The following is a 26,640-nucleotide window of genomic DNA, read 5'->3' as shown; positions in this document are numbered from 1 at the left end:
CGGTAAATTCCCATGTCCGACCCCAAACCTGTACGCAACGTGCTCTACATCATGTGCGACCAACTGCGCCGTGATTACCTGTCGTGCTACGGCCACGCCCATTTGCACACCCCCAATATCGACCGCCTGGCCGCCGCCGGTGTGCGTTTCAGCCGTGCCTATACCCAGGGCACCATCTGCGGCCCGTCACGCATGTCGGCGTACACCGGGCGGTATGTCAGCAGCCATCAAGTGGCGTGGAATGCGGTACCGCTGCCGCTTGAAGAACTGACAATTGGCGACTACCTGCGCCCCCACGGCATCCGCACCGCACTGGTGGGCAAGACCCACGCCACGCCGAACCTGGAGGCGTTGCAACGCCTGCATATCGACCCCGACAGCGCCCAGGCCGAGCCGCTGAATGAGGTGGGCTTTGACGCGTACCTACGCCACGATGGCATCTACCCTGACAGCCCATTGTTCGACGATAAACGCGAGTCCGCGCCCTACACCCACTACTTGCGCGAGCAAGGCTACGGTGGTCGCAACCCCTGGCATGAATGGGCCAATGCCGCCCAAGGCGAAGACGGTGAGATCCTCAGCGGCTGGCACATGCGCAACGCCGGCAAACCTGCACGGGTGGCCGAGGAACATTCGGAAACCGTCTACACCACCGACCGCGCCATCGACTTCATCAGCGAACAAGCAGAACAGCCATGGTGCCTGCACCTGTCGTATATCAAGCCGCACTGGCCCTACATCGCGCCGGCGCCGTATCACGCGCTATACGGTGCCGAGCATATCCAGGCGCCCATTCAACCTGGGCAAACCAGCGATCACCCGGTGTACCAGGCATTCCGCCAACACCAGGAGAGCCTGAATTTTTCCCGGGACGAAGTGCGCCTCACGGTGATTCCCACCTACATGGGCCTGATCAAACAGATCGACGATCAACTCGGGCGGCTGTTTGATTTCATGCAAAGCGCTGGCCGCTGGGACGACACGCTGATCGTGTTTACCAGCGACCATGGTGACTTCCTCGGCGATCATTACCTCGGTGAAAAAGAGTTTTTGCTGGAGCCCGCCGTGGGCGTGCCCTTGATCGTGCGCGACCCACGAGCCAGCGGCGATATCAGCCGTGGCACCGTGGACGCACGCCTGGTAGAAACCATCGACGCCCTGCCCACTTTCCTCGACGCCCTGGGCCTGCCCGCCGCCGACCATCGCCTCGAAGGCCGCTCGCTGATCCCGCTGTTGCACGGCGAGCAACCCACCTGGCGCCACTACGCCATTGCCGAATACGACTACGCCTTCCAGGCCCCGGCCCGGGAACGCCTGGCGCAGCCCATCGACCGTTGCCGCATGACCATGGTGCGCAGCGAGCGTTGGAAATACCTGGCGTACGACGGCTTTCGCCCGCAACTGTTCGACCTGGAAAACGACCCGCAGGAGATCCACGACCTGGGCAGCGATCCGGCCTATGCCGAGGTGCGGGAGACTCACTTGGGTTATCTGTTCGAATGGCTGCGCGGGTTGAAGCGGCGTACCACCATCAGCCACAGCGAGATCGAAGTGCGTGGGCAATGGTTTCGTTATGGTGAGCCGCAGGCGGAGAAGGTGGTGCAGATTGGCGTCTGGTAGAACGACACAGGTCTGAATGTGGGAGGGGGCTTGCCCCCGATGGCGGTGTGTCAGCTACTGAAAGGTTGAGTGACACTCAGCTATCGGGGGCAAGCCCCCTCCCACATTTGGATCTGTGTTTGCTTAGAGACCTTTGGTGGTCTGGCTGCGCTGCCCCTGCACACCCACCGGCACATCGCCCTTGAGCGTGACCCGACGCACGATGCGCTCCTGGGTGCCATAGTCGTCTACTGCGTAATGCTGGGTGGCGCGGTTGTCCCAGATCGCCACGTCCCCGGTATTCCAGCGCCAGCGCACGGTGTTTTCCAGGCGGGTGACGTGGCCTTGCAGCAGGTTGAACAGCTGCGCCGATTCCGCCTGGGAATAGCCTTTCAGACGCTTGACGAAGTGCCCCAGCAGCAAGGTTTTCTCACCGCTGACCGGGTGCACGCGCACTACCGGGTGCTCAGTTTCATACACCGTGGAAGTGAAGACCTTGCGGTATTCCTCCAGCTTCTCCACCGCCACATCCGGCTTGCGTGCAGCGTAGTCGTATTCGTTGCTGTGCACTGCCCACAGGTGGTCGGCCAATGCACGCAGCTCGACGCTGAGGTCGTTGTAAGCCGCGGCGGTATTGGCCCAGACGGTATCGCCACCGGACGCTGGCGCCAGTACCGAACGCAGGATCGAGGCCTTTGGGTAGGCGTCGACGAAGGTCACGTCGGTGTGCCACGAGTTGGCGCGCTGGCCACGGGTGCCATCCAACTCCATCAGAAAGCGCGTGCCGTCACGCACCGGTACCGTCGGGTGGGCAATCGGCTCGCCGAGCAGGTGGGCGAAGGCTTCCTGGCTCTGGTCATCGAGGTGGGTCTGCTCACGGAAGAAGATCACTTTGTACTGCACCAGCGCCTGCTGGATGGCCTCGACAGTGGCGGCATCCAGGTCACCAGACAGCTTGATGCCACGGATCTCGGCGCCGATACGACCGGCCACCGGGTGAATGTCGAGCGCGTGGGCGATGGGTTGAACAGCTAATGCGGCGTTGCTCATTGTGATGACCCTCATGTGCCTGCTGATGGTAGAGATGCTTTCCAGCAACGCTCTATTCATATGCAATTTAGATCTAGCAAATGAATCGATGCTTCGTTGACGGAATAAGAGCTTGCATTTAAAACCTCAGCTTGCTCGGTCGCAAATGCCTTCGACCTATTTTTAAAATGCCGGGAAAGCATATGGATCTTCGCCAACTGCGCTACTTCATCGCCCTCAACGAACACCGCAGTTTCGTGCGTGCGGCGGACGCCATGGGCATCACCCAACCGGCGTTCAGCCGCAGCATCCAGGGGCTGGAACAGGAGTTCGGTTGCGTGCTGGTAGACCGCGGCCACAAAGACCTGCGCCCTACGCCGGAAGGCCAAGTGGTGTTGCAGCACGCCCTGAGCCTGGTGCATGGCGCGGCGCTGCTGAGCAGTGAAGTAACGCGCATGACCAAGCTCGACGCCGGCGACCTGCGCTTCGGCTGCGGCCCGGCGCCCGCAGTGAAACTGGTGCCGGATGCGGTGGCGCGGTTTATCAACGCCCACCCGAAAATCCGCACGAGCTTCCAGGTGGACAACTGGGAAACCCTCAGCCGCAGCCTGAGCCGTGAAGAGATTGAATTCTTTATCGCCGACATCCGTCAGTTCGAGGCCGACCCGAATTTCCAGACCCGCGCACTGACGCCCAAGCGCGGCGTCTTTTTCTGCCGCCCCGGGCACCCGTTGCTGGCCAAGGACAGCCTGTCGACCAACGACATGTTCGACTACCCGCTGGCCTCGCCGTTGATCTCCCAAGGCATTCGCAAGCTGCTGGCGAACCTCAGCGGGCGCATGGATTTCTCCCCGAGTATCCAGACCGAACACTTCCCGGCGCTGGTGAAGATCGTGCTGCAGTCCAACGCCATCGGCGTCGGCACCGAGGAAGCCTTTGCCGAGGATGTGGCCAGCGGTTCGCTGGTGCTGCTGCACTGGCGCAACCTGCCGCAGAACATGGAGACCATGAGCGCGCGTTGCGGGATTGTCAGTCGCACCGGGTCGCGGTTGTCGCCGGCGGCGAAGGCGATGATTGAGACGCTGGTGGAGGTAGATAGGCAGGAGGTAAGTGTGGCGGTTTGAAGGGCCTCATCGCGAGCAAGCCAGCTCCCACATTTGAGCGGTGAACACATTCAAGTGTGGGAGCTGGCTTGCCTGCGATAGCGATAGCCCAAGCACCGAAAAACTCAGAGCCCTGCCGCCACCAACCCAGGCGCCACCCAATCACTCACCTGAAACGACTTGCGAATCAACTTCTCCTTCGACGCCAAATCCACCGCATCCTGCAATTTGCCCAGGAACACCGGGTCCAGGGTCGAGGGGAAAATCTCGCTGAGTTTCTGGTCTTTCAGATCATTGGTCAGGATCACCGGCGGGTAACTGGCCAACCCCGACACCAGCGCGATATAGGCCTGTTTGTTGTTGTCATCGGTCAGCCACTGCACCGCCTGCTGCTGGGCCTTGAGCAACTTGGCCACGGCATCGGGGTGTTCGTCGACAAACTTGGCGCTGCCCACCAGCACGGCCTGGATACTGCCGGCATCGCCCAGGTCCTTGGTGGTCAGCGGTATTTCTGCCAGGCCTTTGGCCTGCAGTGCCGTCAGGGTCGAACCGCCCCAGGTGGCGTCAATTTGCTTGGCGGCCAAGGCGGCGCCAGCGGCATTGAAGTCGAGGTTGATGACCTTCAGGTCCTTCTCACTCAGGCCCTGGCTGGCCAGCGCACTGTCGAACGACAACTGGCTGGCCGTGCCGCGAAACACCGCCACGCGTTTACCCTTGAGGTCTTGCAGAGTCTTGATGCCTGAGCCCGGCACCACGCCGAGGTAGTGCTTGACCCCACGCGCCGTGGCGCTGAGCAGCCGCGTATCCAGGCCATTGGAACGGCCAATGATCGCTGCCAGGTCGCCCAGATAGGCGAGGTCCACCTGGCCGTTGGCGAAGGCTTCGTTGATCACCGGGCCTGCACCCTTGAAGTAATTCCACTGGATCTTGATGCCTTGGTCGGCAAAGGCTTTTTCAAAGATCTGCTGTTCACGCAACACATCCGTAATACCACCGCCACTGTGCTGGCTGCCGGCGCTGAGGTCGGGCACGGCGATGCGGATTTCCTTGAGGTCAGCGGCCTGCACCAGCCCGGCCAGGGCGGTGCCGGCCAACAGGCTGATCAGATGTTTGAAGGGCAATTTCATAAGCACAGCTCCTGGTGGGCGACGGTCGCCTGGGGAGCAGAAAGTAGGCACAGGCCGTACAAAACTTTAAATACTATAAATTCACAATTTAATAGCTTTTAGGACTATGCGAGCTAATACGCAGGCTCCACGGCGTTATGCATGAACAGCATCGAAAATATTCTTCGAATGCATTGGCTGCGTGGAGGGCTGAGGCTTTAAATGATTTCTCTTATCTCGCAATCATCTTGCTTAAGACTTTGTAAGATCGAAATCACATAACGGATTCGGCAACAACGGAGGTCTTTCATGGCCCGGATTTCACTTTTGAGCCTACCTCTGGCAGCCCCATCCAAAGGCGCCGCGCCGCGCTGGCCGCAACTGAGCGAACGCCTGTTGCCCTGGCTGCTGCCGCTCGGGCTGTTTGCCCTGTGGTGGCTGGCCAGCCGCAATCACTGGATGAGCGAGCAGATCCTGCCAACCCCTGCCCTGGTGTGGAGCAGCGCCGTGGAGCTGGCCGGCGGCGAGTTATGGAGCCATCTGGCAATCAGCTTGCAACGCCTGTTCTGGGGCCTCCTGGCCGGTATCGGCGCCGGTGCGCTATTGGGCGCGAGCCTGGGGTTCAGCGCCCGCGCCGAGCGCCTGGTATTCCCTACGTTCAGCGCGTTGTCGCAAGTGCCGACCCTGGCGTGGATCCCGCTGTTCATGGTGTTTTTTGGCATTGGCGAAACCCTGAAACTGATGGTGCTGGTCAAGGCCATCGTGGTGCCCGTGACCCTGCATACCCTGGTGGGCGTGCGCGACGCCCAGCCCAACCTGCGCGAGGCCGCCCGCGTGCTGCGCTTGCCCACCCACCTGCTGATTCGCCGCCTGATCCTGCCCGCCGCGTTGCCGGCGTTCATGGCCGGGGTGCGCCTGGCCCTGGCGGCGGGCTGGACGTCGCTATTGGCCGTGGAGTTGCTGGCCTCCAGCGAAGGCATCGGCTACCTGATGGTATGGGCACGCCAGTTGTTCATGCTCGATATCGTCTTCGTGTGCATCGTGGTCATCGGCGTGCTGGGCGTGGTGATGGATCGCGGCATCGGCTGGCTGGATCGCAAATGGGTGCACTGGCCCCATCCGGCCACGGCGCAGATCCGGCGCGGGCCGCGCTATGAAGGCTGGCAACGCCTGCAACCCTGGCTGTTGCCGCTGCTGTTGCTGGCATTGTGGCAAGTGGCGACGCAACAGGGCTGGGTCGACCCGAATATCCTGGTCAGCCCCTGGGCGGTGCTGCAAACCACCATGGACGGGGTGCTGGATGGCAGCCTGAGCGCGGCTTTAGGCAAAAGCCTCGGCCGGGCCGTGGGCGGCTTGCTGCTCGGCGGCAGCCTGGGCTTTGCCCTGGGCCTGTGGCTGGGGTTGTCGCGGCGCAGTGAGCGGCTACTTGGCCCAACCCTGGCTGCGCTGCGCCAGATTGCGATTTTCGCCTGGGTGCCACTGCTCACCGCCTGGTTCGGCCTGGGTGAACTGGCCAAGTGGGTGTTTATCGCCCTCGCCGCGTTCTTCCCGTTGTTTATCGCCACCCAGCGCAGCGTGCTCAACCTGTCGCCGCAACTGCGCGAAGCCGCCCAAGTGCTGCGCCTGAACCTGTGGCAACGCCTGCGTCGTCTGGTACTGCCGGGCGCAGCGGCGGGCATTTTCGCCGGCCTGCGCCTGAGCCTGATCTACGCCTGGATGGGCACCATCGGCGCCGAATACTTCATGCCGTCCAACGGCGGCATCGGCAGCCTGATGATCGGCGCCCAACAACTGCTGCGCATGGACCTGATCATGGGCGGCATGCTTCTGGTCGGCTTCACCGGCGCCCTCCTCAACTTGATCGGCCAACGCATCGAAACCCGCGCCACCCGCTGGAGACACGCATGAACGCACCTATTGTCAGCTTCAACCATGTGGGCAAGAGTTTTGACGTCGACGGCTTCGAACTGGAAGCCATCCGTGAATTCAACCTGGAGATTGCCGAAGGCGAGTTTGTCGCGATTGTCGGCGCCAGCGGTTGCGGCAAGTCCACCCTGCTGCGCCTGCTGGTGGGGCTCGATACGCAGTTTCGCGGCCAGATCCAGGTCGATGGCAAGGCCGTCAGCGGTATCGGCGGCGAACGCGGCATCGTGTTCCAGGAGCATCGCCTGTTTCCGTGGCTGACCGTGGCGCAAAACATCGGCCTGGGCCTGGTCAACGAGCCCCTGGACGAGGCCGAGCGTAACCGACGCATCAGCGATTTTATCGAGCTGGTGGGCCTGACTGATTTCACCCGCGCCTACCCCCACCAACTCTCCGGCGGCATGGCCCAACGAGTGGCAATTGCCCGCGGCCTGGTGGCCAGCCCGCGCATCCTGTTGCTGGACGAACCCTTCGGGGCCCTCGACGCACTGACCCGCCAGCAGATGCAGGACGAACTCCTGGCCATTCGTACCCGCGCCAAGATCACCACGGTGCTGGTCACCCACGATGTGGAGGAGGCGATTTTCCTCGCCGACCGCGTGGTAGTGATGGAGCCCCGGCCGGGGCGCATCAAGCAGGTGGTAGAGATCGCCCTGCCCCATCCGCGCCAGCGCAGCAGTTTCGAATTCCACCAGTTACGCGAAGAACTGCTGCATGAGCTGACCAGCGACGGCCACTACCAGCCACCTGTGCGCGAACAGATCCGCGACCTGCCCCTGGCGTTCATTGCTTGCTGAAAGCGAGTTTGGCGTCCGGCTGCTCCTGGCGCTCAAACCGATTGGCCCGGGCGAAAGTGCCGAAATCATTGAAGCGCACGCCCATCTCGGCCATGACCTTATGCGCCACCTTGACGGTCATCTGGCGGATGTAGAACGGCTCCTTCACTACAAAGTGATGGATGCCATGGGTGCTGCCGAAATTGAAGCAGAACGCCTGCAGCGGCCACATCCACCACGGGTTAAGCACCTGGGTCTGCTGAATCACGTTGCCCGGCTCCACATCGCCGTAGTAGTGCATGTTGGAGCTGACAAAGTGCAGGCAGAACGTGCGCAACACATTGGGGCCGATGATCACCACTGCAGCGATGTCGATCACCTGCATCATATGCAAGGTGCCGGCCGACCACATGATCGGCGCGCCCATCAGACTGGCGATGCCGTTGGCAGCATGAAAGCCCAGGAAGACGTACCAAGCGCCCCAATGCAGCAGTGCCAGCGGGGCGTACACCAGCACCACGCGCTTGAGGATGCTGAGTTTATGTGCCCAGGTCTTGGCCCGCAGCATGCGGATCAAGGCCGACATCATGTTGTCACCCACCATCAGCAAGCGCGCAAATCCCCAGGGCTCGCCATTGGTAATCGCGCGTTCTTCCATATCGGCCTCAGTACCGGAGACCTTGTGATGGTTGAGGTGCAGATGCCGGCGTATCCACGGGTTGATCGTGCTGGGCCGCGCCAGCCACACCAGGCCCATCATCAGGTTGTGGGGCAGGCGCTGCTTGCGAAAGTACATGCTGTGGATCAGGTCGTGCTCCAGCTCGTGGGTCAGTGAAGCGAAGAACGCGTTGAGCAGCAGGCACGCCCACCAGGCCAGGTAACCACTGATATAGAGCGCCGCCGAGCCGAGCATGCCGAGCAAGGCAAACGCCAGGATGCCCGCGCCCAGGGCGTCCTGATGCAGCAGCCAGGGGTGGCGCTGGCGCAATCGGGCGCCCTCGGCCAGCACCACCTCTCGAATATGCGCGCAACGCTGTTGTGCGTTCATCTGCTGGGGACTTGCAGAAGTACCGTCCATGCTTCCATCCTCTTGTACATTGATGTGTCCATCCTGCCCTAAGCGATCGGGCAGGACGCTAGCCCCGGACGCCAACCTGTTGACCGCAAGCGCCAATCGCCATGACCGAACCCACTTCCCTCGCCAGTTGGACCCGCGCCCTGCGCAAGCAGCTCGACGCCCTGGGCCTGGACAGCGCCGCGCTGTGCGCCGCGGCCGGCCTCGACCCGCAGCGGATGGACGACCCCAACGCACGCTATCCGTTGTCGGCGACCACGCGCCTGTGGCAACTGGCGGTGCAGGCCAGCGGTGATCCGGCAATTGGCTTGCGGGTGTCGCGCTTTGTCAGCCCCACGACATTTCATGCGCTGGGTTATGCCTTGGTGGCCAGCGGCAGCTTGCGCGAAGTGTTCGAGCGCATCGTGCGCTATCACCAGGTGGTCAGTGATGCCCTGAGCCTGGAGCTGACCCGCCAGGGCGCCGTCTACCACTTTCGCCTGCTCCAGCCCCAAGGCAGCCCCGCGCCGGCGCCGGAGGCCATCGACGCCTTCGCGGCGATCTATGTGCGCACTTGCCGCAACCGCCTGGGGCGTGACTATGCGCCGCTGGCCGTTTATCTACGGCGCCCGCAGCCTGTCGACCCCGAGCCATGGCACAGGGTATTTCGCTCGCCAGTGTTTTTTGCCGCCGACAAAGACCGCCTGGAGTTCGCCGCCCACGACTTCGACAGTCATCTTGACGATGCCAATCCGGAATTGGCCGAACACAACGAAACCGTGCTCAAGCGCACCCTCGCCCAACTGCAACCGCTGACCTGGGAGCGCAAGGTGCGCGCCGTCATCGAGGCGCAATTGCCCGATGGCGAGCCGAGTGCCGAACGCGTTGCCCAGGCCCTGCACCTGAGTTTACGCAGCTTGCAGCGCCACTTGGCGGATGAAGGCTGTCGGTTTGATGCGCTGCTCAATGAGTGCCGGGAGAACCTGGCGTTGTTGCACCTCAGGGATCCGCAGTGTTCGTTGGCCGAGATCAGCCATTTGCTGGGGTTTGCCGATACCAGCAGTTTCAACCGGGCGTTCAAGCGCTGGACGGGGATGACGCCGGGGCAGTTTCGGGATGGGTTGCGGTAGGAGGATTTTCAGTGGTTGAGATGGCCTCATCGGGGGCAAGCCCCCTCTCACGCTGAACTGTGAACGCGGTCAAATGTGGGAGGGGGCTTGCCCTCGATAGCGTTCGCTCAGGCAATCAACGCCCACGATCCCGGCGCAATATTTTCCTCACCCGAGCCACCAACACTTTGGCGTCAAACGGCTTGAGCAAGTAATCATCCTCGTGTAGTTCCAACCCCCGCAACCGGTCCTCGATGCCGCCCGGCGTGGTCAGGTACAGCACCGGCGTATCGCCCTTTTGCCGGATCGCCTGCTGCAATGTCCAGGCGTTCAAGCCCGGTAGCATCACGTCCAGGATCACCAGGTCGTATTCGGTGCCTTCCACAAACCGCTGCGCCGCCATGCCGTTGGCCGCGACTTCTACCGAGAAGCCGGCCTCGCTCAGGCCCTGGGCCATGCGCTGGGCCAGTTGCGGCTGGTCTTCCACTAACAACACCTGCATGTCTTACCCCTGGGTTTGATTACAAACCTGTCATCCAATTGTGCGACTTTTGTCGGCGTCCACTGGCTACCGTGATGGCCTGCCTTCTGGAGCCCTTCGCATGTATCGCACCGCTTTGTTCCTCAGCCTCGCCGTGGCCACCGCGGCCCAGGCCACGCCCCAACTGCCGCGCCACGCCGAGCTGGATTTGCGCACCGCACGCCAACTGGCCGACGCCAGCCTGGCCCACTGCACGGCCGCGCTGACGGTACTGGACCGGGGCGGTAACTTGCTGGTGGCCCTACGGGAGGATGGTGTCGGCCCGCACAACAGCCTCGCCAGCCAACGCAAGGCGTACACCGCGCTGTCGACTAAAACCCCGACCCGGCTATTCGCCGAGCGTGCACGCAACAACCCCGAGGCTGCCAACCTTAACAGCTTGCCCGAGTTGCTGTTGCTCGGCGGCGGCATACCGCTGTTCGCTGACGCCGCACTGGTCGGCGCGCTGGGCATCGCCGGTGCCGGTGGCGCTGCGCAGGACGAAGCCTGCGCCGTCCAGGCTGCCGAGCAACTGGGCTTGAAAACCACCCCTTGATTCCACCTACTGTCAAAAGGACTTCTCGATGAAAACCCTCAGCATGACCCTCGCCGCCCTCAGCCTGAGTGGCCTGTGCAACCTGGCCCTGGCCGCCGGCAACCCGCTGAGCGTGCACGTACTCAACCTGGAGAATGGCCTGCCTTCGGCCGGTGTCAGCGTCACCCTGGAACAGCAGGTGGGCGATCACTGGCAGGCGCTGTCCCAAGGCGTCACCAACCAGCAGGGGCGCATCGCCGAACTGTTTCCCGCCGACCGCAGCATGACGCCGGGCGAATATCGCGTGGTATTCAAGACGGGTGACTACTACAAGCAGGCCAACCGCGAGACGTTCTTTCCCGAGGTGCCGGTGATTTTCCAAGTCAAACAGGCCGACCAGCATTACCACATCCCGCTGTTGCTCAGCCCTTACGGTTTCTCCACGTATCGCGGTTCATAGGCCCGCGGCCAGGCGCAGCCGGTTGAGGTCCAGTATCTCGATGGCGCCGTAACTCAAGCCAATGATGCCCTGTTGCTCCAGCACCTTGAGCAAGCTGTTGATGGTCTGGCGCGACAGGCCGAGCATCGCCGCCAGATCTTCCTGGGGCAGCTGCAGCATGCGGCGCGGCGGCTCTGTTTCACCGTAGCCCCGGGCAATCATCAGCAACCGATGGGCCAGGCGCACCGACGCGGGCATCAGGCTGATCTGTTCGATATTGATCAATGACAGGCGCAGTTTATGGCTCATCAGCAGGGCCATATCGCGCCAGAACACCGGATGCTGTTCGAGAATGCCGAGCATCGCCGCCTGCGACACCTGCAACAGTGTGCACGCGCCTGTGGCCAGGGCGTCGTGGGTGCGTGGCAGGTTGTCGAACAGGCAGATTTCGCCGAACCAGTGCGGTGTTTCCACCAGGCTCAACACCGCTTCCTTGCCCTGGGCACTGACCGCGCTGATACGCACCGCTCCTTCCAGCACGGCATACAGCCCACACGGCGGGTCGCCGCGCTTGAACAGAAACTGCCCCGCCGTCAATGAGCGCAGGCGCGCCGCGCCCAGCAGGCTACGCTGCAATCCTGGCGGCAAGTGTTTGAACCAATGGCCGCGGGCCAAGTGCGCGTGCCATGTCCCTGTGTCCATGGGAACTCCGAAGATTGTCGCCCAGTTGACAGTTAGGTACCGACTGAAAGGGCATGATCAAACATCCTACAGGAGGAACAACAATGAAAAGCCTCGTCGACCACCTCAGTCAATACGCCGCGTACCACCGCGACCCCCGCAATATCTTCAGCCACTTTATCGGTATCCCATTGATCGTGGTCGCCGTGGCCGTGTTGCTGTCGCGCCCCGAATGGGCGGTGGGTGGCCTGTGGGTCTCGCCAGCGGTGATCCTGGCGTTATTCTCGGCGTGGTTCTACCTGCGCCTGGAACTGGCCCTGGGCGTGCTGATGACGGTGCTGATGGGTTTGTCAGTATGGGCCGGGCATGTATTGGCGGCGCAGAGCACGATGGTATGGCTGAGCAGTGGCGTGGGTATGTTTGTGGTGGGCTGGGTGATTCAGTTTGTCGGGCATTACTACGAAGGCAGGAAACCGGCGTTTGTGGATGATGTGTCGGGGTTGATTGTGGGGCCGTTGTTTGTGGTGGCGGAGTTGGCGTTTGTGCTGGGGTTGCGGCAGGAGCTCAAGCGGCAGATCGAGGAACGGTCGGGGCCGGTGACGCGCCGCGACCTCAAGCCAAGTGGGGTCTAAATGTGGGAGGGGGCAAGCCCCCTCCCACATTGGTTTTCCCATTTGGCTTCGGGGTGTGCCTAGGCTTTTTGCCAGACCTTGGGTTTGAAGAACAGGGTTTCGCCACGGGTCAAACCGGTGAGGCTGTCATGGTCTTTGACCACTTCGGCCTCGATCAGCTCGCTTTGGCCTTCGACCTTGAGCGTCACCCGCGTCGTGGCGCCCAATGGCCGAATATCCCGCACTTGCGCCGCATGGTGATCCTCCAGCTCATGCCGCGACAGCGACACTTCATGGGGACGGAACAGCAGGTGCTTGTCCTCGCCCAGATGCAGGCGATTCGAATCACCCAGGAAGTGATAGACAAAATCGCTGGCCGGGTTTTCGTAGACGTCCCCCGGTGAGCCGATCTGCTCGATCACGCCCTTGTTCATCACCACGATACGGTCGGCGACTTCCATGGCCTCTTCCTGGTCGTGGGTCACGAACACCGAGGTCAGGTTGATGTCTTCGTGCAGCCGCGCCAGCCAGCGGCGCAGTTCTTTGCGTACCTTGGCGTCGAGGGCGCCGAAAGGTTCGTCCAGCAGCAGCACTTTGGGCTCCACCGCCAGGGCGCGGGCCAGGGCGATACGTTGGCGCTGACCACCGGAAAGTTGTTCCGGGTAGCGGTCGGACAACCAATCGAGCTGCACCATGTTCAGCAATTCGTGAACCTTGGCCGCGATCTGGCTTTCGCTTGGGCGCTGGTTTTTCGGTTTCATGCGCAGGCCGAAGGCGACGTTGTCGAACACGGTCATATGGCGGAACAAGGCGTAGTGCTGGAACACAAAACCGACGTTGCGATCCCGCACATCGTGACCGGAGACGTCTTCGCCATGGAACACGATGCTGCCGGCGTCCGGGGTTTCCAGGCCGGCGATGATGCGCAGCAAGGTGGTCTTGCCGCAGCCGGACGGGCCCAGCAACGCCACCAGCTCACCACTCTGGATATCCAGGTTGATGCTGTCCAGGGCCTTGAAGGCGTTGAAGTTCTTGCTGACATTACGGACTTCGATCGACATGACTTATTCCTCACCGGCGCTGTTGCGCAGGCGGTTGATTCGGTTCTCGCTCCACTGCTTGAGCAGCAGGATGAAGAGCGCCAGGATCAGCAACAGGCTGGCCACCGCAAACGCGGCAACGTGGTTATATTCGTTGTAGAGAATCTCGACATGCAGCGGCAGGGTATTGGTCACGCCGCGAATGTGCCCGGACACCACCGACACCGCGCCGAACTCCCCCATGGCCCGCGCCGTGCACAGCACCACGCCGTAGATCAGGCCCCACTTGATGTTCGGCACGGTGACATGCCAGAACATCTGCCAGCCATTGGCACCGAGCAGGCGCGCCGCCTCCTCTTCCTGGGTGCCCTGCTCCTGCATCAGCGGGATCAGCTCACGGGCCACGAACGGCACGGTGACGAAGATGGTCGCCAGCACGATGCCGGGCAAGGCGAACACGATCTGGATGTCATGGTCCTGCAACCATGGGCCGAAGAAGCCCTGGGCGCCGAACATCAGCACGTAGACCAAACCCGCGATCACCGGCGAGACCGAGAACGGCAGGTCGATCAGCGTCACCAGGATGCTCTTGCCACGGAACGAATACTTGCTCACGCACCAGGCGGCGCTGACGCCGAACACCAGGTTGAGCGGCACCGAAATCGCCACGGCAATTACCGTGAGCTTCAGCGCCGACAGCGCGTCGGGTTCAAGGATCGCAGTGAAGAACGCACCCAGGCCATTCTTCAAGCCCTGAGTTACCACGATCAGCAGCGGCAGCAGCAGAAACAGTACGAACACCAACCAGCCCAGGCCGATCAGGATGCGTCGCGACACCGCACTGCCACGGCGGGCGGCATTGGCCGAGGACGCGGCGGAAATAGACGATTGGGACATGTTCCGCGCCTCCTATGGACGTTCGATGCGCCGCTGCAACAAGTTGATCAGCAGCAGCAGAATGAAGGAAACCACCAGCATCAGCACACCAATGGAGGTGGCGCCGCGGTAGTCATACTGGTCGAGCTTGACCATGATCAGCAGCGGCAGGATCTCGGTCTTCATCGGCATGTTGCCGGCGATGAAGATCACCGAACCGTACTCACCCACGCCCCGCGCAAACGCCAGGGCGAAGCCGGTCAGCCACGCGGGCAACAACGCAGGCACAAGGATGTAGCGAAACACTTGCAGCGGCTTGGCGCCGAGGCAGGCCGCGGCCTCTTCGATTTCCCGGGGGATATCGGCGAGTACCGGCTGCACCGTGCGCACCACGAAGGGCAAGGTGACGAAGGTCAGCGCCAGGGTGATACCCAGGGGGGTGTAGGCGATCTTGAAACCCAGGTCGGCGGCAAACTGGCCGACCAAACCGTTAGGCGTGTACAGCGCGGTCAGCGCGATACCAGCCACGGCCGTGGGCAGGGCGAACGGCAGGTCAATCATCGCATCGATGATCTTGCGACCGGGGAAGGTGTAGCGCACCAGCACCCAGGCCAGCAGCGTACCGATCACGCCGTTGATCAGCGCGGCGTACAGCGCGGTGCTGAAGCTCAGCTTCAATGCCGCCAGCACGCGCGGTGCGGAAATGATGTTCCAGAACTGATCCCAGGTGAGTTGAGCGGCGTGTACAAACATCGCCGCCAGGGGGATGAGTACGATCAGGCTGAGGTACACGACGGTGTAGCCCAGCGTCAGCCCGAAGCCGGGTATGACGGGGGAAATACGACGCGACATAAGAGTCCTTGGTTAAAGGGTAAACACCACTGTAGGAGCGCGCTTTCTGTAGGCGCTGGGCTTCTGTGGGAGCCGGGCTTGCCCGCGATGCAGGCACCTCGGTGTATCAGTCACACCGCGGTGATGCTATCGCAGGCAAGCCAGCTCCCACAGAAGCCCAGCGCCTACAGAAAGTCAGGCTCCTACAAGTACTTTGGCTTACTGCGCCGTGTAGATCTGGTCGAACACGCCACCATCATTGAAGAATTTCGGTTGGGCCGTTTTCCAGCCACCGAAGTCCTTGTCGATCGTCACCAGGTCCAGTTTCGGGAACTGCTGGGCATACTTGGCGGCGACTTTCTCATCCCGTGGTCGGTAGAAGTTCTTCGCCGCAATCTCCTGGCCAGCCGGGCTGTACAGGTGGTTGAGGTACGCGGTGGCGATCTCGGTATTGCCCTTTTTCTCGGCGTTCTTGTCGACTACGGCCACCGGTGGCTCCGCAAGGATCGACAGGGACGGCACGACGATGTCGAACTTGTCGGCGCCGCCATCTTCTTTCAAGGCCAGGAACGCCTCGTTTTCCCAAGCCAGCAACACGTCACCCTGACCGTTGTTGACGAAGGTAATGGTAGATCCGCGGGCGCCGGTGTCCAGTACCGGGACGTGCTTGAACAGCTCTTTCACGTATTCCTGGGCCTTGGCTTCGCTGCCACCGGTCTTGAGGCCGTAGGCCCAGGCGGCGAGGAAGTTCCAGCGCGCACCACCGGAGGTTTTCGGGTTTGGCGTGATCACCGACACGTCTTTCTTGATCAGGTCGCCCCAGTCCTTGATGCCCTTGGGGTTGCCCTTGCGCACCAAGAACACGATGGTCGAGGTGTACGGGGTGCTGGCGTCTGGCAGGCGGGTCTGCCAGTTTTCCGGCAGGGTCTTGCCCAGTTTGGCGATTTCATCGATGTCGCCGGCCAGGGCCAGGGTCACCACGTCGGCGCGCAGGCCGTCGATCACCGCCCGGCCCTGCTTGCCGGAGCCGCCGTGGGATTGCTGGATCTTGACGTTGTCGCCGGGGTGGGACTGCTTCCAGAAGCTGGTGAACTCGGCGTTGTAGTCCTGGTACAGCTCACGGGTCGGGTCGTACGAAACGTTGAGCAGTTCGTAGTCCTTGGCAACGGCGGAACCGGCAAACACGGCACTGGCCAGCGCGGCCAAGGCATAACGGCGAATCGACGACATAGAAGCTCCTGAAAATTCTTGAGTGTTGGCTTTTCTTATAGTTGCGGGTCTATCGCCGTTCTTGCTCAGCTCGGTTTGTTACCCGGGTTCTGCAGGCGGAATTTTTCCTTGCGTTCGATCTGTACCACTTGAGCGTTGTGCACGGTGATTTCCACTGCGCCGAACCGCAGATCGCGCAGGGCGCTCTGGATCTCACGCAAAATGGTTGCTTCGTCCTGGCCGTCGACGCTACGTAGAGATGCGCTCATGGTCTCGCTCCTGAAATGAATAGTGCCTGGCAGTGGCGGCACTGCTTGCGGCGTGAGGGCGATAGTAGATAAGCGCGGATATTCTTAAAAATACTATTTAAGAATGTTTATATAACCAGAAAGAATTTTCTGACCGGGCATGGGGTTGCAAGGGTTTTCACAGAAAAAACTCTCCTGCACAGGCGCCGCAGAACCCTGTGGGAGCTGGCTTGCCTGCGAAAGCGGTGGTGCAGTTAAAGATGCAGTGGCTGACACACCGCCTTCGCGGGCAAGCCCGGCTCCCACATCGACCGAGTTAGTCCTGGCGGATCAGAGGTGCTCGGGTCCAGTCGATTTCATCAGCCGGCATCGGCCGGCCAAACCAATACCCCTGGCCCATGTCGCATTCCTGCTCCAGCAGGAACCGCGCCTGTTCCACCTGCTCGATCCCTTCGGCGTGCACTTGCATGCCCATGCTTTTGGCCAAGGCGATCACCACGCGCACAATCGCCGCGTCGTCTTCGTCCCAGGGCAAGCCCGCCACAAAGCCCTGGTCGATCTTGAGTTTCTGCACCGGCAGGCGTTTGAGCCGCAGCAACGAGGAGTAGCCGGTGCCAAAGTCGTCGATCGCCAGGCGCAGGCCCAGTTCGCGCAGGCGATGCAGTTGCTCCAGGGCGACTTCCGGATCGTCCATCACTGCGCTTTCGGTGACTTCCAGCTCAAGGAAGGCCGGGTCCAGGCCGGTGGCGTGCAGCACCTGGGCAACTTGCTCGTACAGCTCGCGCCGGGCGAACAAGCGGCTGGAGACATTCACCGCAATAAAACTCAGCGGCGCGCCGTCGGCCAGCCACTGGCACATCTGGCGACAGGCCTGGTCCAGCACCCACCCATCAATGTCGGCAATCAGGCCGGTGCGTTCGGCGATGGGGATGAACTCGCCCGGCGGTATCAGGCCACGTTCCGGGTGTTCCCAGCGCACCAGCGCTTCCACGCCCACCAGGCGGCTGTCGTGCAAATCGTGCACCGGCTGGTAATAGACGCGCAGCTCTTGCTGGTCAAGGGCGCGGCGCAGCTCGCTGGCGATCTCCACACGGTTCTGTGCGTGGGCGGTCAGTTCTTCGGTGTACAGGGCGTAGCCTTCGCGGCCGGCGTTCTTGGCCTTGAACAAGGCGGAGTCGGCGTTGCGCAGCAATTGCTCGGCGCTCAGGGCGTCGCTGGGAAACAGGCTGATGCCAATGCTGGCGCTGATAAACAGCTGGTTGCCGTCAAAAATGAATGGATCCTTCATGGCATTGAGCATGCGCTGTGCCAAGGCCGCGGCCTGCAGCACCTGTGGACAACTTTCCGCGAGCACGGCGAACTCGTCGCCGCCCAGGCGCGCCAGGGTCACACCGGGGCCAAACAAGCCGCGCAAGCGTTCGGCGACCAGCTTGAGCAACTGGTCGCCGACGTTATGACCCAGGCTGTCGTTGATGATCTTGAAGTGGTCGAGGTCCATCAGCAGCAAGGCGCAACCGCGCTTGTGCACCTGCGCCGAGGCCAGGGCCTGCTCGGCACGGTCGGTGAACAGCAGGCGGTTGGGCAGGTCGGTGAGCGGGTCATGGTGAGCCAGGTGCGCCAGTTCGTGTTCGGAGTCCTTGATGGCACTGATATCCGAGAACACCGCGACGTAGTGGCTGACCTTGCCCTGGTCATCGTGGATGACGCGAATGGTTTGCCACTGTGGGTAAATTTCGCCACTTTTGCGTCGGTTCCAGATTTCGCCGCTCCATTCGCCCGTGCGCTCCAGGGTCTGGAACATTTGCTGGTAGAAATTCGACGAATGGCGGCCGGACTTGAACAGGCTTGGTCGCTGGCCCATGACGTCTTCGCGGCGATAACCGGTGATCTCCATGAACGCCCGGTTGACGTGCACGATCAGCCCCTGGGTATCGGTGACCAGCACCCCTTCACGGGTGCAATCGAACACCGCAGCGGCCTGGCGCAGGCGCTCGCGGTTTTCTTTCAGGGGCTGCTGCAACGCATGGGCACGGGCAAAACGCCGACCGATCCAGTAGATGACCAACGCGCTGAGGCTGACCCACACATAACCGCGCATCTGCAGCCAGCGCCCCAGCTCCCACGGCTCATCGATAAAGTTGATCAATGCGTAGTTGCTGAGCTGGAGCCAAACAATGGAAACCAGCAGGTATACCAGCCCCGCACGTAGGGCACCTCGGTATGAAAACAGCATATCTTTAGTAATCCTTACTAAATAACCAGAATCGCCCTACAAAGGATCAGGATTATAGATGAGGAAACACCTTGTAAGTCTTATCTCAAACGGCGACTGGTTTTATCTGCAAAGGAAGTGATAATGCGTGTGCTGTTTTTTTCTTTATCTGAGGGCCATACAGCCTATGTGGTACAACGGTTTTCTTGATCTGTCAGCCTGGCAACTGGTGGCAGTCACTCTGTTGATGACCCACGTGACCATCATTGCGGTCACCGTCTATCTACACCGCTATTCCGCCCATCGCTCCCTGGAGCTCAATGCGGGCCTTAAACACTTCTTCCGCTTCTGGCTGTGGCTGACCACGGCACAGAACACCCGCGAGTGGACCGCCATCCACCGCAAGCACCACGCCAAATGCGAAACCGTCGATGACCCGCACAGCCCGGTGATCAAGGGCCTGTCCACGGTGCTGCGCAAAGGCGCCGAGCTGTACCGTGCCGAGGCGGAAAACCCCGAGACCTTGCGCATCTACGGCAAGAACTGCCCGGACGACTGGATCGAACGCAAGCTCTACACGCGCTTCCCGCTGTTGGGCGTGGCGCTCATGGGCGTGATCGACCTGCTGCTGTTCGGCACCATCGGTATCACCATCTGGGCGATCCAGATGATGTGGATTCCGTTCTGGGCCGCCGGCGTGATCAATGGCCTGGGCCATGCCGTGGGCTATCGCAACTTCGAATGCCGTGACGCCGCCACCAACCTGGTGCCGTGGGGCATCATCGTCGGCGGCGAAGAGCTGCATAACAACCACCACACCTACCCCAACTCGGCCAAGCTGTCGGTGAAGAAGTGGGAGTTCGACCTGGGCTGGGCCTGGATCAAAGTGTTCAGCTTCCTGCGCCTGGCCAAGGTGCAGCGTGTTGCACCCATCGCCCACCGCGTCGAAGGCAAGGGCAGCCTGGACATGGACACCGCCATGGCGATCCTCAACAACCGCTTCCAGATCATGGCTCAATATCGCAAGTTGGTGATTGGCCCGCTGGTCAAGCAGGAGCTGGAGAAGGTCGATCATTCGGTACGCCACCAGTTCCACCGGGCCAAGCGCCTGTTGTCGCGGGAAACCAGCTTGCTCGATGACCGCCACCACCTGCGCATCCAGAGCATGCTGGAGCACAGCCATGCGCTGAAGGTGATCTACGAAAAGCGCCTGGCGCTCCAGCAGATCTGGCTCAAGACCAGCACCAATGGCCACGATATGCTGGCTGCGATCAAGGAGTGGGTGCATGAGGCAGAGGCCAGCGGTATCCAGTCCCTGCGCGATTTTGCCCACCAATTGAAGACCTATTCGCTGCGGCCTGCGGCGGTCTGAGGGTGACGTGGGAGGGCTCGCCCTCCCACGCACTGGCTTTTTGGCGCCATTTTCCGGGCACCGCCAATCGGTCACGATCATGGAACTTCACCGCAAATCCCCTCTCTCAAAGAACACTTCGCCATCATGGTGACCCCTTGTAGTGACCGCTGTTCCATCCTGCGGCGCGCCCAGAGAGAGTTGTACCGATGGTTCACGAAAAGCCCTGCCTGCCCGATGTGCCCACTGCCGAGCCGCCGCGCCCGGCCGCGGCGGCGACCCTATTGGCGTTGATGCATGCCCAGGGCGAAGTCGAGCGACTGAGTGAGCGTGAGCAACTGCTCAGTACACTGCTGGTCAGCGTGAACGCGGTGCTGTGGGCCATCGACTGGGAAACGCGCCGCGTGCTGTATGTGAGCCCGGCCTACGAGCGCATCTTTGGCCGTTCAGCCGGCTTGCTGCTGGCAGATCACCGGGAATGGCGCAACAGTGTTCACCCCGAAGACCTCGACTACGCCGAACACAGCCTGGCCCGCGTGCTGGAACAGGGCGCCGTGGAAGACCGCGAGTACCGCATCATCACCGCCGACGGGCAAATCCGCTGGCTGTGCGACAAGTGCTACATCAACCAGCAGGTGGTGCCTGGCGAGCCGCTGATCGTGGTCGGCATGGCCGAAGACATCACCGAAAAGAAGCTGCTGGAGCTGGAACTGCACCGCCTCGCCACCACCGACGTGCTGACCCAAAGCAGCAACCGCCGGCACTTCTTCGAATGCGCCAACCAAGCGTTCGACAACGCCTGCGTGCAGGGCACGGCGCTGGCTTTCCTGTTGCTGGACATCGATGATTTCAAGGACATCAACGACACCTACGGCCACCTGGAGGGCGACCAGGTGCTGCGGCGCATTGCCGAGAGTGGTCGCGGGGTACTGCGCCGTGGCGACTTGTTCGGGCGCATTGGCGGCGAAGAATTCGCCGCCGTACTGCCCGGTTGCGCACCGGAGATGGCCCTGCAAGTGGCCGAACGGCTGGGCAAGGAGATCCAGGCTCTGCTGTTCAGCTATGAGGGCCGCGAGTTCAACGTGACCGTCAGCCAGGGCCTGGCCAGCTTGCGCGAGGATGACTCCACCCTCGACAGCCTGTTCGCCCGGGCGGATGCGGCGATGTATGAGGCCAAGCGCCTGGGCAAGAACCGCGTTATCGCAGGCTAGACTCGGTCCAATGTGGGAGGGGGCTTGCCCCCTCCCACATTTGGAACTCATTGTCTGTGCACTTGCGTCAGTTCTGACAAGTCTACCTTGAGCAACCGACGGTAATCTGTGGCGAGGGAGCAAGCCCCCTCCCACAGTTACAGCACTCCGAAGCGGGTTACAGCTCGGAGAAGCACTCCTCGATGATCGCCAAGCCCTTGTCCAACTGCTCGTCCGGCGAGGTCAGCGGCACGAGGACGCGCAACACATTGCCGTAGGTGCCGCAGGACAGCAGGATCAGGCCCTTGTCACGCGCCTTGGCCACCACGGCCGCGACGGCCGCCGCGTTAGGCTTGTGGCTGTCGCCCTCTTCAAACAGCTCGACCGCGATCATCGCGCCCAGGGCACGCACGTCACCGATTACCGGGTACTTGGCCTGGATAGCCTTGAGGCCCGTCACCAGGCGCTCGCCCACAGCTTTGCAGCGGTCCAGCAGGTGCTCTTCTTCGAACACTTCCATCACGGCCAGGGCCGCCGCGCACGCAATCGGGCTGCCGGCGTAGGTGCCGCCCAGGCCGCCCGGGGCGATGGCGTCCATGTATTCGGCCTTGCCGCACACACCGGCCAGCGGGAAGCCGCCAGCGATGGATTTGGCGAAGGTGGTCAGGTCGGCGGCCACGCCCATCTGTTCCATGGCGAAGAAGGTACCGGTACGGCCGGCACCGGTTTGCACTTCGTCGGCGATCAGCAGGATGCCGTGCTGGTCGCACAGGTCGCGCAAGCGCTTCATGAAGGCTTTCGGCGCGACGTAGAAGCCGCCTTCGCCCTGCACCGGCTCGATGATGATGGCGGCGATATCACGCGGCTCGGCATCGTTCTTGAAGATGCGTTCGATGCTGGCGATGGAGTCGTCGACACTCACACCGTGCAGCTCGTTCGGGTACAGCGCACGGAACACGCCGCCTGGCATCAGGCCCATGCCAGCCGAGTAAGGCACGACTTTACCGGTCAGGCCCAGGGTCATCATGGTGCGACCGTGGTAGGCACCGGTGAAGGCGATCACGCCAGCACGGCCAGTGGCAGCGCGGGCGATCTTCACGGCGTTCTCGACCGCTTCGGAACCGGTGGTGACCAGCAGGGTTTTCTTGGCGAAATCACCTGGCACCTTGGCAGCGACTTTCTCACACACCTCTACGTAGGGCTCGTAGGCCAGCACCTGGAAGCAGGTGTGCGTCAGCTTGTTGAGCTGCTCGGTCACGGCGGCGATGATTTTCGGGTGCACGTGACCGGTGTTCAACACGGCGATACCGCCGGCGAAGTCGATGAACTCGCGACCTTCTACGTCGGTCACCGTGGCGTTCTTCGCGGATTCGGCGAAAATCGGGTGAATCTGGCCAACACCGCGGGGTACAGCGGCTTCGCGGCGTTTCATCAGGGAAGCGTTGGTCTTGCTCATAAAGTCCTCATTCGCCACTCATCGGGTGGCGTAGTCCAAGGCATACGTGGCGGGGAGGCAACTACGGCAGCATGCGATGATCGACTGCCACAGCTTTCCCGGCCACTGCGAATAACCATGTGGAACACGCAAAGGGGCAGCGCTCTCGTGCCCTCTGCGTTTGCTGCAAGCTCTTGCCGGTCAGATGCCCAGGCAGAGGTATTTGATTTCCAGGTAATCCTCGATCCCGTACTTGGAGCCCTCACGGCCCAGGCCCGAGGCTTTAATGCCGCCGAACGGCGCGACTTCGTTGGAGATCAACCCGGTGTTGACGCCGACCATGCCATATTCCAGGGCCTCGGCCACACGGAACACCCGCCCCAGGTCGCGGGCATAGAAGTACGAGGCCAGGCCGAACTCGGTGTCGTTGGCCATGGCGATCACATCGGCTTCGTCTTTGAAACGGAACAGCGGCGCCAGCGGGCCGAAGGTTTCTTCCTTGGCGACAGCGGCGTCTTTCGGCACATCGACCAGGATGGTCGGCTCGAAGAAGTTGCCTTCCATCGCCTTGCCACCGGCCAGCAGCTTGGCGCCTTTGCCCAGGGCATCGGCAATGTGCTCCTGGACCTTGGCCACGGCTTTTTCGTCGATCAGCGGGCCCGTGGTGGTGCCTTCTTCCAGACCGTTGCCGATTTTCAATTTAGCCACGGCCACCTTGAGTTTTTCAGCGAAGGCGTCGTACACCGAATCCTGGATGTACAGGCGGTTGGCGCACACGCAGGTCTGGCCGTTGTTGCGGTACTTGGAGATGATCGCGCCTTCGACGGCCTTATCCAGGTCGGCGTCGTCGAACACGATGAACGGCGCGTTACCGCCCAACTCCAGGGAGACTTTCTTGATGTCCTTGGCGCATTCGGCCATCAGCTGGCGACCGATTTCGGTCGAGCCGGTAAAGGACAATTTGCGCACGATCGGGTTGCTGGTCAGCTCGCCGCCGATGTCGCCAGCGCTGCCGGTGACTACGCTGAGCACGCCTTTCGGGATACCGGCGCGGTGCGCCAGCTCAACCAGGGCCAGGGCCGAGAACGGCGTTTGCGAGGCTGGCTTGATCACCATGGTGCAGCCGGCAGCCAGGGCCGGGCCGGCTTTGCGGGTGATCATGGCAGCAGGGAAATTCCACGGAGTGATCGCAGCGGTCACGCCGATAGGCTGCTTGATCACGATCAGGCGCTTGTCAGGTTGGTGGCCTGGAATCACATCGCCATAGATGCGCTTGGCTTCTTCGGCAAACCACTCGATAAAGGACGCGGCGTAGACGATTTCGCCCTTGGCTTCGGCCAGCGGCTTGCCTTGCTCGAGGGTCATCAGGCGGCCGAGGTCGTCCTGGTTTTCGATCAGCAGTTCGAACCAACGGCGCAGCTTGTTGGCGCGCTCCTTGGCGGTAAGGGCACGCCAGGCCGGCAGAGCCTTGTCGGCGGCTTCGATGGCGCGGCGGGTTTCCGCGGCGCCCATCTTCGGCACGCTGCCGAGAATTTCACCCGTGGCCGGGTTGTTGACCTTGATGGTCTGACCGTTGTCCGCATCGACCCAAGCGCCATCGATAAAAGCTTGCTGGCGGAACAACTGGGTATCTTTGAGCTGCATGTCGGCTTTCCTTAACAGCACCGCGCGCACGCGGAGCGAATTAGAGTTGTTGAAAGGCGCCTTGTGGGCTGCCGTCAGGGAAATCAGCCCCAGCGCGCGGGAGAAAAATACAGCGCACGGGAGACAGAGCGTTTGAAATCTCAAACGAATCCTAGGATCAATGGGGGTACAGGGCAATAGGATGTTCGAAAAAAAGAACGAATATGGCGCATCTGGTTCATCTTTCAGATCAAGCGCATAAACGACAACAGCCCCGGAGCCTTGTGGGCGCCGGGGCTGTTGGGGCCTTGCAGCTTAAGGTTGGAACGACTTGAGCACGGCCAACAGACTGGTCAAGTTGTCGGCCACGCCGCCTTGGGCGACTTTTTCGGTGGCCGCCGCGCCGGCGGTGGTGTCGACACTGTAGATCTGCATCACGCCCTGGTTGGTGGCGGCCTGGGCCAGGGTGTTTTGTTGCTGTTGGGCCGAGACCGAGTTCTGGAACAGGATCGCCGTGGCCTGGCCCATGGATTGGTAGATCGTGCTCATGGCCATCGCGGGCGATTCGGCAACGACCTTGACGTTGGTCTGGGTGACGGCATCGGTGATTTGCGGGCTGACAATACTCATGGTTGAAACTCCTGGGTTGAGAAAGAACAACTTCCGTTATTGCTCAGTGCTTAAGGCTGGAAAGACTTGAGCACGGTCAACAGGCTGGTGAGGTTATCCGACACGCCGCCCTGGGCGACTTTCTCGGTGGCCGCCGCACCGGCGGTGGTATCGACGCTGTAGATCTGCATCACACCCATGTTGGTGGCCGCCTGGGCCAGGGTGTTTTGCTGCTGTTGGGCCGACACGGCGTTCTGGAACAGAATCGCCGTGGCCTGCGCCATGGATTGATAGATGGTGCTCATCGCCATCGCTGGCGATTCGGCCACCACTTTGACGTTGGTCTGGGTGACCGCGTCGGTAATTTGCTCGTTGACTAATGGCATGATCAATTTCCTTATTTAATACACGGTGCATTCCGTGTTCATGAATGAACGTTGCCAAACAGACGCTGTGAAACCTGGGGTTCAAGGTTTCGCAGACGGGCTCAACGCCGCTTCAATCTGCGCGATCAAACCCTGGACCAGTGCCTGCACTTCCTTGCGTTGCGCGTCCTTGTCCGGGGCCGCGCCGTCCAACACTTGGCGCAGGGCCGCCTCACGCTGCTCGGCGGCAGTCTTGAGTGCTTGTTCATTGGCCTTGGACTGCTCAAGCACCTGGGTGGCGCGCTTGAGGGTTTCGTCGACGATGGCCTGGGGCGTGCCGGCGAAAATCTGCGGGTTGCGCAGCATCGCTTCCAGCCGTTGGCGATCATTACTGGAAAGGACTGACGGTATTATGGGTGGGGGAGCCATCTGGACATCCTCGGGCTGTACGTTACCGGCAGAAGGGCCGCTAAAGCCGCACCTCGACGTTATCCTGCCAAAAACCGGCGAAGTGGAAATCTGTAGCGTTGTCACAGCTCGCGGCCAGTTCCCAAGGGGTCATCACCGTGGAGCGCGTAGTGAAGATCGGCGGTGGAATCTCACTGCCGCTGATGTAAAGGTTGCCAACCTCGTAGGCGTTTGCGACGAACTGCGAACAGAACGAGGCATTACCGATAGACACCGATTCGTTAATCCGCGGCATAAGACCAGGCTCGTAGCCCGACGACTTGAGAATCGATAACAGCGCATTCCATTTACTGTATCGACCCGTAATATCCTTGCTAGCGACGTCGCCATAAAATTGATCCGCGGCATACGCGGCCGCCCATCCCAACTTGGTGTCTTCACAGGAAAACACCATGGCTCCGCGAGGTACGGCCTCAGTTGTCAGGTCGGTTACCTGAATGCCACTGCCGACACTCTCCACGACATGCGTGGCGTCGATCGCAATAGCCGCATGCACCACGGGTACATTCGGATCGCCCGTTCCGAAGATTTTCGCTTTGATCCACTGCCCCGCCACAATGAATGCGCGAGGAATGCTGGTGGACAATTTGTCGTCCACTTGCGCCACAGAAAAAACAATATCGCCAAGCTTCATGATGTCGCTCCTCACTCAAGGAAAGTTGCTTTCAAGTTGCTGTCGCACCGCTCCAGCAGAACGC

27 protein-coding genes are annotated in these 26,640 nt (G+C 61.5%); 10 read left to right on the top strand and 17 right to left on the bottom strand.

Going from position 1 to position 26,640, the window contains the following annotated elements; genetic code table 11:
• The first annotated feature begins 12 nt into the window (after positions 1 to 12).
• Positions 13 to 1,620: an alkaline phosphatase family protein gene (locus TU73_RS00500; RefSeq protein WP_057010512.1), complete on the top strand. Its 1,608-nt coding sequence runs from the start codon at positions 13 to 15 to the stop codon at positions 1,618 to 1,620.
• Positions 1,621 to 1,743: 123 nt separating this feature from the next.
• Here TU73_RS00500 and TU73_RS00495 read toward each other — a convergent pair whose 3' ends face one another.
• Positions 1,744 to 2,649, bottom strand: a complete 906-nt coding sequence (locus TU73_RS00495) for a TauD/TfdA dioxygenase family protein (protein WP_057010511.1) — start codon at positions 2,647 to 2,649, stop codon at positions 1,744 to 1,746.
• 182 nt (positions 2,650 to 2,831) lie between these two features.
• Between TU73_RS00495 and TU73_RS00490 the strand changes: the two genes are divergently transcribed.
• Positions 2,832 to 3,752, top strand: coding sequence for a LysR family transcriptional regulator (locus TU73_RS00490; RefSeq protein WP_056847238.1), 921 nt, complete (start codon positions 2,832 to 2,834; stop codon positions 3,750 to 3,752).
• A 104-nt stretch (positions 3,753 to 3,856) separates the two neighbouring features.
• On the opposite strand, the gene TU73_RS00485 is transcribed toward TU73_RS00490, so the two are convergent.
• Complete coding sequence (locus tag TU73_RS00485) at positions 3,857 to 4,858, bottom strand: ABC transporter substrate-binding protein (protein ID WP_057010510.1); 1,002 nt, start codon at positions 4,856 to 4,858, stop codon at positions 3,857 to 3,859.
• Between the two features lie 288 nt (positions 4,859 to 5,146).
• Here TU73_RS00485 and TU73_RS00480 point away from each other — a divergent pair, with 288 nt between their 5' ends.
• Both TU73_RS00480 and TU73_RS00475 read left to right on the top strand, forming a co-directional pair.
• Positions 5,147 to 6,745, top strand: a complete 1,599-nt coding sequence (locus TU73_RS00480; protein ID WP_057010509.1) for an ABC transporter permease — start codon at positions 5,147 to 5,149, stop codon at positions 6,743 to 6,745.
• Entirely contained in the window at positions 6,742 to 7,557 is an 816-nt protein-coding gene (locus TU73_RS00475; RefSeq protein ID WP_057010508.1) for an ABC transporter ATP-binding protein, read from the top strand. The genes TU73_RS00480 and TU73_RS00475 overlap by 4 nt, the downstream gene beginning before the upstream one ends.
• Here the strand turns inward: TU73_RS00475 and TU73_RS00470 are convergent.
• A complete protein-coding gene (locus TU73_RS00470) occupies positions 7,544 to 8,614 on the bottom strand; it encodes a fatty acid desaturase (protein WP_057010507.1) in 1,071 nt (356 codons plus the stop codon). The two genes, TU73_RS00475 and TU73_RS00470, sit on opposite strands and share 14 nt — an antisense overlap.
• A gap of 101 nt (positions 8,615 to 8,715) precedes the next feature.
• Here TU73_RS00470 and TU73_RS00465 point away from each other — a divergent pair, with 101 nt between their 5' ends.
• On the top strand, positions 8,716 to 9,720 hold the full coding sequence (locus TU73_RS00465; protein WP_057010506.1) for an AraC family transcriptional regulator: 1,005 nt from the start codon (positions 8,716 to 8,718) through the stop codon (positions 9,718 to 9,720).
• 115 nt (positions 9,721 to 9,835) lie between these two features.
• Here the strand turns inward: TU73_RS00465 and TU73_RS00460 are convergent, their stop codons facing one another.
• Positions 9,836 to 10,201, bottom strand: coding sequence for a response regulator transcription factor (locus tag TU73_RS00460; protein ID WP_057010505.1), 366 nt, complete (start codon positions 10,199 to 10,201; stop codon positions 9,836 to 9,838).
• Between the two features lie 100 nt (positions 10,202 to 10,301).
• On the opposite strand from TU73_RS00460, the gene TU73_RS00455 reads away from it, so the two are divergent.
• Entirely contained in the window at positions 10,302 to 10,775 is a 474-nt protein-coding gene (locus TU73_RS00455) for a GlcG/HbpS family heme-binding protein (RefSeq protein WP_057010504.1), read from the top strand.
• Between the two features lie 28 nt (positions 10,776 to 10,803).
• The gene (gene uraH, locus TU73_RS00450; protein ID WP_057010503.1) at positions 10,804 to 11,214 is read left to right on the top strand and encodes a hydroxyisourate hydrolase; all 411 of its coding nucleotides are present in this window, start codon (positions 10,804 to 10,806) and stop codon (positions 11,212 to 11,214) included.
• Here the strand turns inward: uraH and TU73_RS00445 are convergent.
• Positions 11,209 to 11,895, bottom strand: a complete 687-nt coding sequence (locus TU73_RS00445; protein ID WP_057010502.1) for a Crp/Fnr family transcriptional regulator — start codon at positions 11,893 to 11,895, stop codon at positions 11,209 to 11,211. The genes uraH and TU73_RS00445 overlap by 6 nt on opposite strands.
• An 83-nt stretch (positions 11,896 to 11,978) precedes the next feature.
• On the opposite strand from TU73_RS00445, the gene TU73_RS00440 reads away from it, so the two are divergent.
• Positions 11,979 to 12,506, top strand: a complete 528-nt coding sequence (locus TU73_RS00440) for an Mpo1 family 2-hydroxy fatty acid dioxygenase (RefSeq protein WP_057010501.1) — start codon at positions 11,979 to 11,981, stop codon at positions 12,504 to 12,506.
• Between the two features lie 59 nt (positions 12,507 to 12,565).
• Here the strand turns inward: TU73_RS00440 and TU73_RS00435 are convergent, their stop codons facing one another.
• The 6 genes from TU73_RS00435 to dibA form a co-directional block, all read right to left on the bottom strand.
• A complete protein-coding gene (locus TU73_RS00435; RefSeq protein WP_043050823.1) occupies positions 12,566 to 13,546 on the bottom strand; it encodes a sulfate/molybdate ABC transporter ATP-binding protein in 981 nt (326 codons plus the stop codon).
• Positions 13,547 to 13,549: 3 nt separating this feature from the next.
• On the bottom strand, positions 13,550 to 14,422 hold the full coding sequence (cysW, locus tag TU73_RS00430) for a sulfate ABC transporter permease subunit CysW (RefSeq protein WP_043050822.1): 873 nt from the start codon (positions 14,420 to 14,422) through the stop codon (positions 13,550 to 13,552).
• A gap of 12 nt (positions 14,423 to 14,434) precedes the next feature.
• On the bottom strand, positions 14,435 to 15,253 hold the full coding sequence (gene cysT, locus TU73_RS00425; RefSeq protein WP_057010500.1) for a sulfate ABC transporter permease subunit CysT: 819 nt from the start codon (positions 15,251 to 15,253) through the stop codon (positions 14,435 to 14,437).
• A gap of 198 nt (positions 15,254 to 15,451) precedes the next feature.
• Positions 15,452 to 16,462 (bottom strand): sulfate ABC transporter substrate-binding protein, encoded by a 1,011-nt coding sequence (locus TU73_RS00420; protein WP_034117176.1) that lies wholly within the window; start codon positions 16,460 to 16,462, stop codon positions 15,452 to 15,454.
• A 65-nt stretch (positions 16,463 to 16,527) separates the two neighbouring features.
• Positions 16,528 to 16,710, bottom strand: coding sequence for a sulfur starvation response protein OscA (oscA, locus tag TU73_RS00415; protein WP_007941032.1), 183 nt, complete (start codon positions 16,708 to 16,710; stop codon positions 16,528 to 16,530).
• Between the two features lie 295 nt (positions 16,711 to 17,005).
• Positions 17,006 to 18,922 (bottom strand): phosphodiesterase DibA, encoded by a 1,917-nt coding sequence (gene dibA, locus TU73_RS00410; RefSeq protein WP_057010499.1) that lies wholly within the window; start codon positions 18,920 to 18,922, stop codon positions 17,006 to 17,008.
• Between the two features lie 166 nt (positions 18,923 to 19,088).
• Between dibA and desA the strand changes: the two genes are divergently transcribed.
• Together desA and TU73_RS00400 are read left to right on the top strand one after the other, a co-directional pair.
• Entirely contained in the window at positions 19,089 to 20,273 is a 1,185-nt protein-coding gene (gene desA / locus TU73_RS00405; protein ID WP_057010498.1) for a delta-9 fatty acid desaturase DesA, read from the top strand.
• A gap of 188 nt (positions 20,274 to 20,461) precedes the next feature.
• The gene (locus TU73_RS00400) at positions 20,462 to 21,463 is read left to right on the top strand and encodes a GGDEF domain-containing protein (RefSeq protein WP_057010497.1); all 1,002 of its coding nucleotides are present in this window, start codon (positions 20,462 to 20,464) and stop codon (positions 21,461 to 21,463) included.
• Positions 21,464 to 21,620: 157 nt separating this feature from the next.
• On the opposite strand, the gene gabT is transcribed toward TU73_RS00400, so the two are convergent.
• From gabT to TU73_RS00370, 6 genes are all read right to left on the bottom strand, one after another.
• Positions 21,621 to 22,898 carry a 4-aminobutyrate--2-oxoglutarate transaminase gene (gene gabT / locus TU73_RS00395; protein ID WP_057010496.1) on the bottom strand — a complete coding sequence of 426 codons (1,278 nt, stop codon included), beginning with the start codon at positions 22,896 to 22,898 and terminating at the stop codon, positions 21,621 to 21,623.
• Positions 22,899 to 23,078: 180 nt separating this feature from the next.
• Complete coding sequence (gabD, locus tag TU73_RS00390) at positions 23,079 to 24,521, bottom strand: NADP-dependent succinate-semialdehyde dehydrogenase (protein ID WP_043049124.1); 1,443 nt, start codon at positions 24,519 to 24,521, stop codon at positions 23,079 to 23,081.
• A gap of 294 nt (positions 24,522 to 24,815) precedes the next feature.
• Positions 24,816 to 25,130, bottom strand: a complete 315-nt coding sequence (locus tag TU73_RS00385; RefSeq protein ID WP_057010495.1) for a RebB family R body protein — start codon at positions 25,128 to 25,130, stop codon at positions 24,816 to 24,818.
• A 50-nt stretch (positions 25,131 to 25,180) separates the two neighbouring features.
• A complete protein-coding gene (locus TU73_RS00380; RefSeq protein ID WP_057010494.1) occupies positions 25,181 to 25,495 on the bottom strand; it encodes a RebB family R body protein in 315 nt (104 codons plus the stop codon).
• 81 nt (positions 25,496 to 25,576) lie between these two features.
• Positions 25,577 to 25,903, bottom strand: a complete 327-nt coding sequence (locus TU73_RS00375) for a hypothetical protein (RefSeq protein ID WP_231984754.1) — start codon at positions 25,901 to 25,903, stop codon at positions 25,577 to 25,579.
• A 40-nt stretch (positions 25,904 to 25,943) separates the two neighbouring features.
• The gene (locus TU73_RS00370; protein WP_057010493.1) at positions 25,944 to 26,576 is read right to left on the bottom strand and encodes a hypothetical protein; all 633 of its coding nucleotides are present in this window, start codon (positions 26,574 to 26,576) and stop codon (positions 25,944 to 25,946) included.
• Positions 26,577 to 26,640: the final 64 nt, after the last annotated feature.

The sequence above is a fragment of the Pseudomonas libanensis genome, assembly GCF_001439685.1.
In the GTDB taxonomy this organism is placed as follows: Bacteria; Pseudomonadota; Gammaproteobacteria; order Pseudomonadales; family Pseudomonadaceae; genus Aquipseudomonas; species Aquipseudomonas libanensis.
The sequence above is the reverse complement of the archived record's forward strand: the minus strand, read 5'-3'. Positions and strand labels throughout refer to the sequence as shown.